The sequence below is a fragment of the Enterobacter cloacae complex sp. ECL352 genome (assembly GCF_020149545.1).
Lineage (GTDB): Bacteria > Pseudomonadota > Gammaproteobacteria > Enterobacterales > Enterobacteriaceae > Enterobacter > Enterobacter asburiae_B.
On the sequence record NZ_CP083709.1, the window covers coordinates 838,501 to 851,638 of the forward strand.

Annotated in this window: 11 protein-coding genes and 1 tRNA gene; 3 read left to right on the plus strand and 9 right to left on the minus strand. The window is 56.6% G+C overall.

What is annotated here, in order from left to right:
* The first annotated feature begins 42 nt into the window (after window positions 1–42).
* Window positions 43–119, plus strand: a tRNA-Pro gene (locus tag LBF07_RS03925).
* 36 nt (window positions 120–155) lie between these two features.
* Here the strand turns inward: LBF07_RS03925 and LBF07_RS03930 are convergent.
* Both LBF07_RS03930 and LBF07_RS03935 read right to left on the minus strand, forming a co-directional pair.
* Window positions 156–1,343 carry an MFS transporter gene (locus tag LBF07_RS03930; protein WP_206461962.1) on the minus strand — a complete coding sequence of 396 codons (1,188 nt, stop codon included), beginning with the start codon at window positions 1,341–1,343 and terminating at the stop codon, window positions 156–158.
* Between the two features lie 127 nt (window positions 1,344–1,470).
* The gene (locus LBF07_RS03935; protein WP_008500962.1) at window positions 1,471–1,731 is read right to left on the minus strand and encodes a DUF2534 family protein; all 261 of its coding nucleotides are present in this window, start codon (window positions 1,729–1,731) and stop codon (window positions 1,471–1,473) included.
* A gap of 209 nt (window positions 1,732–1,940) precedes the next feature.
* On the opposite strand from LBF07_RS03935, the gene eco reads away from it, so the two are divergent.
* Entirely contained in the window at window positions 1,941–2,444 is a 504-nt protein-coding gene (gene eco / locus LBF07_RS03940; protein WP_033146052.1) for a serine protease inhibitor ecotin, read from the plus strand.
* A gap of 135 nt (window positions 2,445–2,579) precedes the next feature.
* Here eco and mqo read toward each other — a convergent pair whose 3' ends face one another.
* Window positions 2,580–4,229, minus strand: a complete 1,650-nt coding sequence (gene mqo / locus LBF07_RS03945; protein ID WP_032646585.1) for a malate dehydrogenase (quinone) — start codon at window positions 4,227–4,229, stop codon at window positions 2,580–2,582.
* A 187-nt stretch (window positions 4,230–4,416) separates the two neighbouring features.
* On the opposite strand from mqo, the gene LBF07_RS03950 reads away from it, so the two are divergent.
* Window positions 4,417–5,706: a SulP family inorganic anion transporter gene (locus LBF07_RS03950; RefSeq protein ID WP_094934218.1), complete on the plus strand. Its 1,290-nt coding sequence runs from the start codon at window positions 4,417–4,419 to the stop codon at window positions 5,704–5,706.
* Here LBF07_RS03950 and mgtE read toward each other — a convergent pair.
* The 6 genes from mgtE to LBF07_RS03980 all read right to left on the minus strand — a co-directional run bounded on the left by mgtE (window position 5,669) and on the right by LBF07_RS03980 (window position 13,036).
* Window positions 5,669–7,105: a magnesium transporter gene (gene mgtE, locus LBF07_RS03955; RefSeq protein ID WP_021241530.1), complete on the minus strand. Its 1,437-nt coding sequence runs from the start codon at window positions 7,103–7,105 to the stop codon at window positions 5,669–5,671. The two genes, LBF07_RS03950 and mgtE, sit on opposite strands and share 38 nt — an antisense overlap.
* A gap of 148 nt (window positions 7,106–7,253) precedes the next feature.
* Window positions 7,254–8,897 (minus strand): multidrug ABC transporter permease/ATP-binding protein, encoded by a 1,644-nt coding sequence (locus tag LBF07_RS03960; RefSeq protein ID WP_094934309.1) that lies wholly within the window; start codon window positions 8,895–8,897, stop codon window positions 7,254–7,256.
* A gap of 69 nt (window positions 8,898–8,966) precedes the next feature.
* On the minus strand, window positions 8,967–9,623 hold the full coding sequence (gene alkB, locus LBF07_RS03965) for a DNA oxidative demethylase AlkB (RefSeq protein ID WP_094934220.1): 657 nt from the start codon (window positions 9,621–9,623) through the stop codon (window positions 8,967–8,969).
* Window positions 9,623–10,681 carry a bifunctional DNA-binding transcriptional regulator/O6-methylguanine-DNA methyltransferase Ada gene (ada, locus tag LBF07_RS03970; protein ID WP_094934222.1) on the minus strand — a complete coding sequence of 353 codons (1,059 nt, stop codon included), beginning with the start codon at window positions 10,679–10,681 and terminating at the stop codon, window positions 9,623–9,625. Before ada ends, alkB begins: the two co-directional genes overlap by 1 nt.
* Window positions 10,682–10,753: 72 nt before the next feature.
* The gene (gene apbE / locus LBF07_RS03975; protein WP_047060576.1) at window positions 10,754–11,809 is read right to left on the minus strand and encodes an FAD:protein FMN transferase ApbE; all 1,056 of its coding nucleotides are present in this window, start codon (window positions 11,807–11,809) and stop codon (window positions 10,754–10,756) included.
* 114 nt (window positions 11,810–11,923) lie between these two features.
* Complete coding sequence (locus tag LBF07_RS03980; RefSeq protein WP_033146057.1) at window positions 11,924–13,036, minus strand: porin OmpC; 1,113 nt, start codon at window positions 13,034–13,036, stop codon at window positions 11,924–11,926.
* Window positions 13,037–13,138 lie beyond the last annotated feature (102 nt).

The window sequence follows — 13,138 nt, forward strand, 5'->3', positions numbered from 1 at the left end:
CTTGCATTCAAAACGGAATCGAGTAGTATTCTTTTTATGCGTCGGCACGTAGCGCAGCCTGGTAGCGCACCGTCATGGGGTGTCGGGGGTCGGAGGTTCAAATCCTCTCGTGCCGACCAAAAACATATTGAAAACCAGCCTGATGGCTGGTTTTTTTATTTCGCCTCGTCCGGCGTTTTGCGCAGATACACAAGCGTAGTCAGACAAATCACCGCTCCGGCATAAAACGTATATTCCGCGCCAAACGTTTCCCATATCGCGCCGGCTCCCACGCTGGCGATTAACAATCCTACGCCGCTGACCAGACTAAAAATACCGAAAGCCGTACCGCGCAGATCGGGCGGTGCGGTTTTAGCGATCATTGCCGCCAGTAGTCCCTGGGTCATACCCATATGTATTCCCCAAAGCGCGACGCCTAAAATGACCCCCATCCAGTGGCTGCTCAGCGCCAGAACAACATCTGCACCAATCAGCACCATTAGCCCCCACTGCAGAAGCCGGGTGTGGCTCATGTCATCAGAAAGTTTGCCAAAAGGGTATGCGGAAAGGGAATAGAGTACGTTCATGACCACCATCACCAGCGGAATAAGGGCCAGAGGAACGCCCGACTGCTGCGCACGAAGGACGAGAAAAGCCTCGCTAAACCGGGCAAGCGTGAACACTGCACCAAGGCCAATCACCCACCAGCACGCTTTACCCAGCCGCCTTAAATTCTCTCGTTTAATGGGATTAGTACGTTTATGTTCGAGGGGAGTTTTCGGCTCCTGAAGGCCAAAATAGAGCAAAGCAACTGAAAGCAGACCGGGGATAAGGGCTATCCAGAAAACAGTGCGAAAGTCGTTGTCCAGCAATAGCATTAAGCTTACGGCCAGTAATGGGCCAAGAAATGCGCCTGTGGTATCCATTGACTGACGCAGACCATATGCCGCACCACGCATTTCCGGCGGCGTGACGTCTGCAACCAGTGCATCCCGCGGTGCGCCCCGTATCCCCTTCCCCGTACGATCTATCAGACGTGCGCCTAAAACCATCCCGGAAGAGGAGGCTAATGCGAAAAGAGGTTTGCTTAGCGCCCCCAGGCCATACCCTAGCAGGGCCAGCCCCTTACGTTGACCCAGGTAGTCGCTTATCGCCCCCGAAAAGACCTTAATAAAAAGCGCAGTGGCCTCCGCCAGCCCTTCAATCAGGCCGATAAACAGCACGCTCGTACCGAGGGTGGTCATCATAAAAAGTGGCAGCAGGCTGTGAATACTCTCTGACGAGATATCCATCAACATACTGACGCCTCCCACAACCCAGACGCCTTTGGGGATCTGGCTGAGCACTGGAAATCTGGAACGCATCTACTGCTCCTGCTTTAAAAACAGTTGCCTGAATGCTTACAGGATAGGATATCGCGGATTAAAAAAACCTGAGGAGAGTGGGATGAGACCATAAAAAAAGCCATCCGGCAGGATGGCGAGTCCGCGCTTAATGCTTCTCACGTCCGCCCAGGAAGAAAATGCCCAGCGGGATGGCCAGCAGAACGGTGAACACCAGGCTGTAGACGAAGATCATCGCCGACTGCAGGACATACATGCTGGTTGTCCAGGCTGAGAGGGGAATATTGTACTGTTCGATAACGCCAACAATGGTTGCCCGCCCCACGCACGCGGCGGCAATCATAAATACGACCAGCAGCGCCAGGAGGAACTTGCGGCCTTCAGGCGTTTTCAGTTTTGCACGAACCATCTCTCTTCCCTTTTACAGATGAATAACAATATATAGGGTCTAAAATAACACGAACTGGCACCCGACTCCACACCAGCACAAACAACCACTAAACAGGTAAATTAAAAGCGCATAACGCTACCTATAGTGAAAATGTAAGTAAATAACACCAATCATTCATCGTTGTTATGTTAACCTGCGCAGGATCGTTTTGACATAAAGGAATGACAATGAAAAACGCACCTAAATTTGCCATCGCCCTCATCGCCGCCGCGTGCGTCAGCAGCAGCGCTTTCGCCAGCGAAACCCCAAAACAGCAGCCGCTGGAAAAAGTGGCTCCGTACCCGCAGGCGGACAAAGGGATGAAGCGTCAGGTGATTCAGCTGCCGGTTCAGCAGGATGAAGCGAACTTCAAAGTGGAACTGTTAATTGGCAAGACGCTCGAAGTGGACTGCAACCAGCACCGCCTGGGCGGTCAGCTGGAAAGCAAAACCCTGGAAGGCTGGGGTTACGACTATTACGTCTTTGACAAAGTGACCTCTCCGGTCTCCACCATGATGGCCTGCCCGGACGGCAAGAAAGAGAAGAAATTTGTAACGGCGTATCTGGGCGACAACAGTCTGTTGCGCTACAACAGCAAGCTGCCGATCGTGGTCTATACGCCTGAAAACGTGGAAGTGAAGTATCGCATCTGGAAGGCAGATGAGAACATCGGACAAGCCGTAGTACGTTGAAATTAAGTCGGGTGGCGGCTTCGCCTTACCCGACCAGGAAAGGGTGCGCTCTGGTGCCCTCACCCCAACTCTCTCCCACCGGGAGAGGGAGAAAACACTAAAAACGGTAACGGATGTTACCGTTTTGCTTTTACCTTACAGCGCGATATCCGCAACCGGTTTGTTTTCCGGCTGAGGCTTCAGCTCCGCTTTTGGCGCAGCATCCGCAGCCTGTGGCTTGATGTACTGCAGCTGCAGTACGCGGCTGGTGTATTCCAGCTCCTGCTCCGTCGCGCTCACGTTGCCGTTCAGCTTCGTGCCGTAGGATGGAATAATGGTTTTCAGCTTCGCCTGCCATTCCGGGCTGGCGACTTTGTCTTTAAACACTTTTTCCATCAGGTGCAGCATGATTGGCGCAGCGGTAGACGCGCCCGGTGACGCACCCAGCAGCGCGGCAATGGTGCCATCCTTATCGCTTACCACTTCGGTACCCAGACGCAGCACGCCACCCTCTTTCGGATCGCGCTTGATGATCTGTACGCGCTGACCCGCCTGCCACAGACGCCAGTCTTCTTTTTTCGCCTGCGGATAGTACTCTTTCAGCGCCTCGAAACGGTCGTCGTCAGAGAGCATCACCTGGCTAATCAGGTATTTCACCAGGTCGAAGTTATCCAGACCCACGTCCATCATCGGCTTGACGTTAGAGGTGGTCGTGGCGCTGAGCAGATCCCACAGGGAGCCATTTTTCAGGAACTTGGTGGAGAAGGTCGCGAACGGCCCAAACAGCACCACGCGTTTGCCGTCAAGCATACGGGTGTCGATGTGCGGAACAGACATCGGCGGTGCGCCAACGGAAGCCTGGCCGTACACTTTTGCCAGATGACGATTCACCACTTCCGGGTTATCGGACACCAGGAACTGGCCGCCCACCGGGAAGCCCGCGTAGTCGTCAGCTTCCGGAATACCGGACTCCTGCAGCAGCTTCAGCGCCGCGCCGCCCGCACCGATAAAGACAAACTTCGCCTTGATGACGTGCTCGGCTTCGTTGTTTTTCAGATCGGCGACGGTCACGCTCCAGCTGTTATCCGCGTTGCGCTTGAAACCGCGTACTTCGGTGCTGAGCTGCAGGTTGAAGTTCTCTTTTTTCTTCAGAGACGTCACCAGCTGACGGGTAATTTCGCCGTAGTTAACGTCGGTACCAATTTCGGTACGGGTCGCCGCCACTTTCTGGTTCGGGTCACGACCTTCCATGACCAGCGGAGCCCACTCTTTAATCTGCGCGTGGTCTTCAGAGTATTTCATCCCGCGGAACAGCGTGCTCTGCTGCAGAGCGGCGTAGCGCGCGCGCAGGAAGTTAACGTTCTGCTCACCCCACACAAAGCTCATGTGCGGCACGGTGTTGATGAAGGAGTGCGGGTCGTGCATCACGCCGCTGTTGACCTGATGAGACCAGAACTGGCGAGAAACCTGGAATGCTTCGTTGATCTCTACCGCCTTCTCGATACTAATGGAACCGTCCTTTTTCTGCGGCGTATAGTTCAGTTCCATGAGTGCCGAATGTCCGGTACCGGCGTTATTCCATCCGTTCGAACTCTCCTGCGCCACGCCATCAAGGCGCTCGACCATGGTCATAGACCAGTCCGGCTGCAGTTCTTGCAGATAGGTTCCCAGCGTGGCGCTCATGATACCGCCACCAATTAAAAGGACGTCCGTTTCCTGCTCTTTTGGTGCGTCAGCTTTCGCCGCCATGGAGACGGTGTTAAGCCCCACGGCCAGAGAAAAGAGCATGGCAGTCATTTTTTTCATAATTTATGCCTTAGTGTAAAAGTGCTTGATGCGTGGAAATTGCAGGTGAAAAAAGCTGCGGGGGCACGGTAACAACTTTTAAATATTGTTTAAAGGTTACGAAATTATTGTAATTGTGAAATTTAATGATGGATTGTTTGTGAGGAATTATCGATGCGTCTGGTAAAGCGCGGTTTTACTGGATAGTATGTTGCGTTTTGCGATCGCGCGCACGGAAGCCTGCCCTAACCAGCGAACTGTTATGTCCCTACCCAATTCTGCTGTATCCCCCGAAGACCGCGTAGCCAACGTGCTGCGTTCCCCAAAGCGGCTGACGCGTGAAACGCTGGCAGGCGTGATTACCGCCCTGGCGCTGATCCCCGAGGTTATCTCATTTTCGGTGGTGGCGGGTGTTGACCCGAAGGTCAGCCTGATCGCCTCCGTGGTGCTGTGTCTTGCCCTGTCTGTACTCGGGGGCCGTCCGGCGATGGTCACGGCAGCGGCCGGGTCCGTGGCGCTGGTCATTGGCCCGATGGTGCATCAGCACGGCGTACAGTACATTCTTCCCGCCGTGCTGATGGCGGGCGTGATTCAGATTCTGTTTGGCGTGCTGGGCATGGCAAGGCTGATGCGCTTTATACCCCAGTCGGTCATGACCGGATTTGTTAACGCCCTGGGCATTTTGATCTTCTTCGCTCAGGTGCCGCATTTCTGGAGCCGAAGCCCGCTGATTGTGGGCCTGTTCGTCCTGACGCTACTGATTGTGCTGTGGGTGCCGCGCTATATCAAAAGCATCCCTTCCCCGCTGATTGCGATTGTTGTGCTTACCTTGTTCACCGTTTCAACCGGTCAAACCCTGCCGACCGTGGGCGATGAAGGCTCCATGAGCGGCGGTTTGCCGGGTCTTACCGAGCTGCTGGTCCCGCTCAATGTGCAGACGCTGAGCATTATCTGGCCGTGCGCGCTGAGCATCGCGTTTGTCGGCCTGCTGGAATCCCTGCTGACGGCAAAGCTGGTGGATGAGCTGACCTCGACACCGTCAGGTAAACGCCGCGAAAGCATTGGACTAGGCGTCGGCAATATTCTGGCCGGATTTTATGGCGGGATTGCAGGCTGCGCGATGATCGGTCAAACCATCGTCAACGTGGAGATGGGGAAAGGTCGAAGCCGCATTTCAACCTTTGCGGCGGGCATCGTGCTGCTGATCCTGGTGACGGCGCTCAGCGACATGATGGCCAACATCCCGATGGCGGTGCTGGCGGGTATTATGGCGATTGTCGCCGTCAAAACCTTCAGCTGGCACAGCCTTCAGCCAGCCACGGTGAAAACGGCCCCGATAGCAGAAACGGTCGTCATGCTGGTCACCGTTGCCGCCACGGTATCAACCGGCAATCTGGCGATTGGCGTGCTGGGCGGGATTATTCTCATGGCACTCCTCCCCGCCCCCATTAAGCGTCGGCTTAAAGCAGAAAAATCGTCGCCAGCCCAAGAAAAATAAAGAAACCGCCGGTATCAGTGATGGCGGTGATCATCACGCTCGACCCCACCGCGGGGTCGCGCCCCAGTTTGGTCATCGTCAGCGGGATAATGACCCCCATCATTGATGCCACCAGCAGGTTCAGCACCATCGCCAGCATCATCACGCCGCCCAGGGCCATATCGTCGTACAGCCACCAGGTGATGCCGCCCATAATGCCGCCCCACACCAGGCCGTTGATCAGCGCCACGCCCATCTCCCTGAAGATCAGAAAGGCAAAGTTACCGGGCTGAATGTTTTCCAGCGCCAGGGCGCGGACGATCATGGTGATGGTCTGGTTTCCGGTGTTGCCGCCGATTCCGGCCACAATCGGCATCAGCGAGGCCAGCGCCACCAGCTGAGAAATGGTGTGTTCAAAACCGTCGATCACCCGGGAGGCGATAAACGCGGTACACAGGTTAATGGCCAGCCACGCCCAGCGCGTTTTCACCGCCTTGCCGACGGAGGCATGGACGTCATCTTCGGCGCTGATCCCCCCGAGCGCGCGCAGGTCGTTGTCGGTTTCTTCGTAGACCACGTCAACGATCTCATCGATGGTCAGACGCCCCATCAGTTTGCCGACGGAATCCACGACGGCGGCACTCACCAGGTCGTCACGCTCGAAGGTACGCGCCGCTTTCTCCGCGTCGTCTTCCGGGGAGAAGACCATCGGCTCGTTTTCCATCACCTCGCTCACCTTCCGCTGGGTGCTGTTGAGCAGGATGGTTTTCAGCTCCAGCTCGCCAAGCAGGGTTTTATCCCGGGAGGTAACAAAGAGTTTATCGGTGTTGTCCGGCATTTTGCCCAGGCGACGCAGATAGCGCTGCACGGTACCGAGCGTGACGTCCGGTCGCACCGTGATAACGCCGAACTCCATGATCGCGCCGACGCTGTTTTTCTCGTAGTGCATCACCTGACGCACGCGCGCGCGTTCATCGGCAGGCAGCGACGCCAGCAGGCGACCGGTCAGGTTTCGCGGCAGGTGCTGAACGAGGTAAATCTGCTCGTCGATATCCAGGGTTTGCAGAGCGTCGAGAATATCCCGGTCGCTCATCTCGTCGATCAGGTCGTCCCAGACGTTTTCGGAGGCCTCAAGCAGCACCTGCCCGCGCTCGTGATCCTGCACCAGACGCCACAGGGCGTGGCGCTCTTCCGAGGGAAGCGCCTCAAGGGTATCCGCCAGATCCGGCGGGGGTAAATGAGCAACCAGCGCACCTACCTCAGCAATATCGTCGGCCAGGGTGCCGACATCATATTGCTCAGCCAGGGTGAGTTTGCCTAAAAGCGTAGAAGTGACCGCTTTATCGGTCGTGAGAAGCCAGATGAGTCGCGCGCGCTCCTGGTCACGCTGTCTGGCGCTGTTTTTCTTTAATACCGACATCAATCATAAATCCATTAAATGAGTTGGGGTTAAGCATAGCGCGGGGATATGTAAATAAGAATAAACAACGCGGCGGGATGGAGAAAAAAGCGGCATCGCGGCCACGATTTATCCCCTCTCCCAGTGGGAGAGGGCCAGGGTAAGGGCATCAGGCCGTGCGCGCTACCGCGTCACGCGAGGCCGCATCGCGCTCTTCACCGGTCAGCTCGCTCAGCTTGCCGTCACGCATCTCCAGCAGGCGGTCAGCATGAATGAAGTAGTGATCGTCGTGGCTGATGGCGAAAATGGTTTTGCCCATCTCCTGCATCAGCGGCAGCAGCACCTGATAAAACTCGCGGCGGAAATGCGGGTCCTGATCGGCCGCCCACTCGTCCAGCAGGATGATGTCACGCTCTTCCGCCAGCGCCAGCAGCAGCGCCACGCGCTTTTTCTGCCCTTTGGACAGCTTCAGGTTGAGGATCTTCCCGTCCTGTAACGCCAGCTTGTGCGACATCTGCAGCTGCGCCAGCCATTTTTCCACCAGCACAGGATTGGCCGGTTGCCCTTCCGGCCCCAGCAGTTGGTCAAACAGCCAGACGTCGGTGAACACCGCCGAGAAAAGCTTGCGGTAATCCTCGGGCTTCTCCGCGCTCAGCGCCCTGCCGTCCAGCAAAATCTCGCCCGACTGCGGCTGATAGAGTCCGGTCAGCAGCATCGCCAGCGTAGATTTACCGCTGCCGTTGCCGCCGATGAGGAACAGCAGTTCACCGCGGCGGATCGTCAGGTTGACCGGCCCCACGGAGAAGGCGCTGTCCTGATAGCGGAACGTGACGTTACGCAGCTCCAGCGTCTGCCAGTTCGGGAAGGCCTGCGGGCGCGGGAATTCGGCTTTAAACGGCGCGAGATCGAATTTTTTGAGCTTATTAAAGGCCACCTGCGCACTCAGCAGGGTGGGCAACGCACCGACCGCCGAGAGCAGCGGCGTGCGTAAAAACAGCAGCGTCAGCGAGTAGGTTGCCGCGACGTTGGTGTCAGCCCAGCCCAGGCCGTTCGCCATCCAGAATACCAGGCCAATGGCACCCAGCATCATGATGTTTGACCAGTTCACCGCGCTCAGGTGGAAGGTGTCGGCGCGAATAATATGATGACGGTATTCGCGCGCGTCCGGGATATAGAGATGATTAAAGATATGCTCGGCGCGTTCGCGGTTCAGGGTGAGCTCTTTGCGCCCTTCCAGCACCGTCTGGTAATCGTTATAAAGCTTATCTTCGGTTTCGCGCAGCACCGCCATGTGTTTATAGACGCGCGACACCAGCATAAAGCCGCCCCAGATTGTAATGGCAATCCACAGGGCGGTCACCGCCAGCATTTTGCTGGAGAGCCAGGCGAGATAGGCAGCCGAGCCAAAGGTCAGAACGATCCCCTGCACCAGCTCCGGCAGCCGAACGAACGCGATGGTGATGGCGCGCACGTCGCTGGTCAGCCCCGCCAGCAGGGATGCGCTGCCGAGCTGCTCAACGCGCTCAACCTGAGTATCGAGGATCCGCTTGATAAACTCACTGCGCAAACGGAAAACGAAATGGTGCCCGAGCGTGGTCAGCGCCAGCTGGGAACCGAGCGTAACCGCCATCAACAGGAGCAGCAGGCCGAGAAACTCCGGCAGAACGGAGAGCGAGGTATCGACCATTTCAATCAACCGCACGTTGATAAACGCGATCAGGCCAATACCCAGCGCGGCGCTGGCGAGGCTTAACGCCATTACTGCGATGAAAGGCCAGCGATACTGGCGCCAGACGAGGAGAAGTAGTTGCATGCAGGCAATCCGGACAATAAAAATCAGCCAGCAGTGTAAACTGCCCTGCGTGTACATCAAGAATAATTCTTATTTTAGTTTACTGTGCCCCGCCTGACGAAAGGTCAGGTTATAACGGTACTCGCCCGTGAGCGGGTGAACCCCGGGCTTCAGCGGCTGAATGCCGTGATAATACAGCCGCGACTCCCTGCCCCACACCACCACATCGCCATGTTCCAGCATGATGCGCTTGAGCGGGTCGTTGCGGCGTAATCCCCCAAACTGGAAGACGGCAGGCAAACCTAACGATACCGAGACGATAGGCGCGCGCAGATCGGGTTCATCCTTGTCCTGATGCAGCGAGAGCTTCGCGCCAACGGCGTAGCGGTTGATCAGGCAGGCATCCGGCCGGAAGTCAGGATACTGCGCTGCTACGGCGGCCTCGTGGCAGAGAGCCTGAAAAACCGCAGGCATCGGGGGCCACGGCTGGCCGGTAGCGGGATCGTTCGGGGCATACAGATAGCCCCGCTCGTTCGTCGCCCAGCCCAGTTCCCCGCAGTTGGCCATGGCTACTGACATGGTGTAGCCGCCCGGCGTCACCATATGGCGAAACGGCGAAACCGCCGTCACCTCGTCGATACCGGCCAGCAGCGCCGCCGCACGGGAGAGCGCAAAGCGACGCAGGATCACAGCTCCCGGCGCAAGCGGCTCCTGCCAGGGTTCAGCATCCGCAAAAAGATCGAGCATTATCCCTCCTGGCGTTTCGCCTCGCGTTTCAGTAATAGCGCTTTTCGCGCCGTCCCCCAACGGTAACCCGACAGCGCGCCGTCGTTACGAACCACGCGATGACAGGGGATCACAATCGCCAGCGTGTTTGCCGCACAGGCTCCGGCAACGGCGCGTACCGCACTGGGCTGGCCAATCGCCTGCGCCACCTGCCGGTAACTTGCCGTTTCGCCGCAGGGAATGTTGCGAAGGGCCTGCCAGACGCGCTGCTGGAACGCGGTTCCGCGAATATCCAGCGGCAGCGCAAGCGGTACGTCGCGATTATCGATACTGACAATCACCTGCTGGACCCGCTGCGCGAAATCCTCTTCCAGCGGCGCATGTGCTGCTTTTGGAAATTGCGCGGCAAGCTCTTCGGTTAATTCTTCATCGCTGTCACCCAGCAGGATCGCGCAGATCCCCCGCTCGCTTTCTGCCACCAGACAGCGTCCTAACGAACAGTCGCTGATGGCATAACGCACCGCCACATCCCCTTTGCGGTACTGCTTCGCCGTCATGCCCAGCGCATCGTTGGCTTTACGATAATAGCTGCTGCTGTCGGGAAACCCCGCTGCCAGCACGGCGTCGGTAATTTTGTCTCCCTGTGCAAGCGCGGTGCGCAGGCGCTGGCCTCGCGCCGCCTGCTGCCAGGCTTTTGGCGTCATGCCGGTCACGGACTTAAACAGACGGTGGAAATGGAAAGGACTCATGGCGACCTGCTGCGCCAGCCCCTCCAGGGTTAGCGTGGGATCCTGCTCCAGAAGACGGCAGGCGTGTTCCACTTTTGCCAGCTTCTGCTCCTGCGGATCGCGTTTGTCCGGCATGCAGCGCTTGCACGGGCGAAACCCTGCCTGTACGGCATGGTGGGCATCGGGATAAAAGCGGACGTTTTTACGCAGCGCGTGGCGGGCGCGGCATGACGGGCGGCAGAAAATTCCCGTCGTCTGCACGGCGAAGACAAACCGCTCGTCAGCGCGCGGATCGCGGGCCAGCACGGCCTGCCAGCGATCCTCATCGGTAATAAAGGTCGGGTTTCTCATTATCGGCTCCTCATGTAAGCATACATAGAGCGTGCCTGAGCGCCAGTGATAAAAAACCCGCAACCTTGCTTTTTAATTTTTGTCGTGCACCAGGAAACTCTTGAACTGCGGCGAGCTCCAGGTTTTGAACCCGTCGCCTTCTTTGGTGATCATATAAACGGCCAGTCCTTCCTGGCGAACCACCTCTTTGGCTTTTTCCGGGCCGAGAACCATTAATCCGGTATCCCAGGCATCCGCTTCCAGCGCGGTGGGGGCGATGACCGTCACCGAGACCAGATTATGCGTGATGGGACGCCCGGTCTGCGGATCGATAACATGCGAAATACGCTTCCCGTCAAGCTCGTAATAGTTACGATAGCTTCCGGAAGTACTGATGCCGTGACCGTTGATATCCACTATCGCCTGCACCGCATTTTGCCGATCGGTCGGCTTTTGAATCGCTACGCGCCACGGCTTATCGCTGGCGTTCATCCCCCGGCTGACTAACGCGCCGCCCACGGAGACCAGATAACGGGAAATGCCTTCCTGGGCCATCAGCGCAGCAAGATGATCCGCCGCATAGCCTTCCCCGACCGTCGACAGATCGACAAACAGATCGGGGATATCTTTTTGCAGGTACTGTTGCCCGTACTGATTGATCACCGTCAGATGCTGCAGCCCTGTCCGGGCGCGGGCGTCATCAATGGCCGCCTGTTCAGGCGTGGTCACCGGCTGTTTGTTAGGGCCAAATCCCCAGAGGTTCACCAGAGGTCCGACGGTCACATCCATCGCCCCGTTGGTTTTGTAACCCACGCGTATGGATTCGGTCACGATATCGGCCATCGCTTCGCTCACCGGCCACAGGGAGGTACTGGTGGAGAGATTAAAGCGCATCAGCGCCGAATCATTTTTATAGGTTGAGAGCAGCTGATCGTCGGCATCCAGCTGAGACTGGATTTTGCCGCGAAGTTCATCTGTGCGTGTTTTATCGAGGTTCATCACGCTGACGCGCCAGAAGGTGCCCATCGTTTTGCCTTCGAGCACCGTCGCGGCGGGTGCGTCGGTTTTCGCCACGGGTGTGGGATCGTTACACGCGGTCAGGAAAAAAAGCATAGCCAGAAAGCTGGCGCGTAAAAAAGTCATGTCCATTCATTATTATCCTCATGCCAGGGCGGCAAGAGTACACCAAAACGGGTGAGTTGTGAGAATCCGGTAAGCACAAAAAAGGGGCCATCAGGCCCCTTACGTCACACGGTGAAGCGATTAGAACTGGTAAACCAGGCCCAGCGCGACGATATCGTCAGTACCGATACCCGCCTGACGGGTGAATTCATTTTCATCAACCAGGTTGATTTTGTAATCCACGTAGGTAGACATGTTTTTGTTGAAGTAGTAAGTCGCACCAACATCAACATATTTCAGCAGATCCTGATCGCCGTAACCTTCGATGTCTTTCCCTTTAGACTGCAGGTAAGCCACGGATGGACGCAGGCCGAAGTCGAACTGGTACTGAGCAACCACTTCGAAGTTCTGCGCTTTGTTAGCGAAGCCGTAAGCGGTAGTCGGGCTGTCGCCGTTAGAGGTACCGAAACGGGTTGCGTTGTAGGTCTGGGAGTACTGCGCTGCCAGATAGATGTTGTTGGCATCGTATTTCAGGCCACCAGAATAGACTTCTGCGTTATCGCCATGACCGTAAACGCTTGCGCCGTTCTGATCGGCGGTACGTTTGGAGGAGGACATTGCGCCGCCCACGCTGAAACCTTCACCCAGGTTATAGGTCACGGATGCACCGTAGCCGTCGCCGTTCTGTTTCAGCAGGCTACGGCCACCTACGTTTTCACCGCTTACGCTGCCGTTTTTACCCTGATACTGCAGGGCAAAGTTCAGACCATCCACCAGACCGAAGAAGTCCTGGTTACGGTAGGTCGCTACGCCGTTAGCACGGGACTGCAGGAAGTTGTCTGCGCCGTAGGTATCGCCGCCAAATTCTGGCAGAACGTCAGTCCAGGAGGTTACGTCGTAGATTACGCCGTAGTTACGACCGTAATCGAAAGAACCCGCGTCACCGAATTTCAGACCCGCGAACGCCACACGCGTCCAGGCATCGTTTTCGCTTTCGGAGGTGTTGCCCTGGATCTGGTATTCCCACTGGCCGTAACCGGTCAGCTGATCGTTAACCTGAGTTTCGCCTTTGAAGCCAAGACGCATGTAGGTCTGGTCGCCGTCGGCACCCTTGTCGTCAGAGAAATAGTGCAGACCATCGACTTTGCCGTACAGATCTAATTTGTTGCCATCTTTGTTATAAATTTCGGCCGCATTTGCTGCGCCTGCCACCAGGAGTGCTGGTACCAGGAGGGACAGTACTTTAACTTTCATTTTATTAACCCTCTGTTATATGCCTTATAATTGCCACTGCTTACTGGTTAACCCTCATTAACCAGTCGGCAATTTCATTCTCCTCAAAATTACAGAATAATC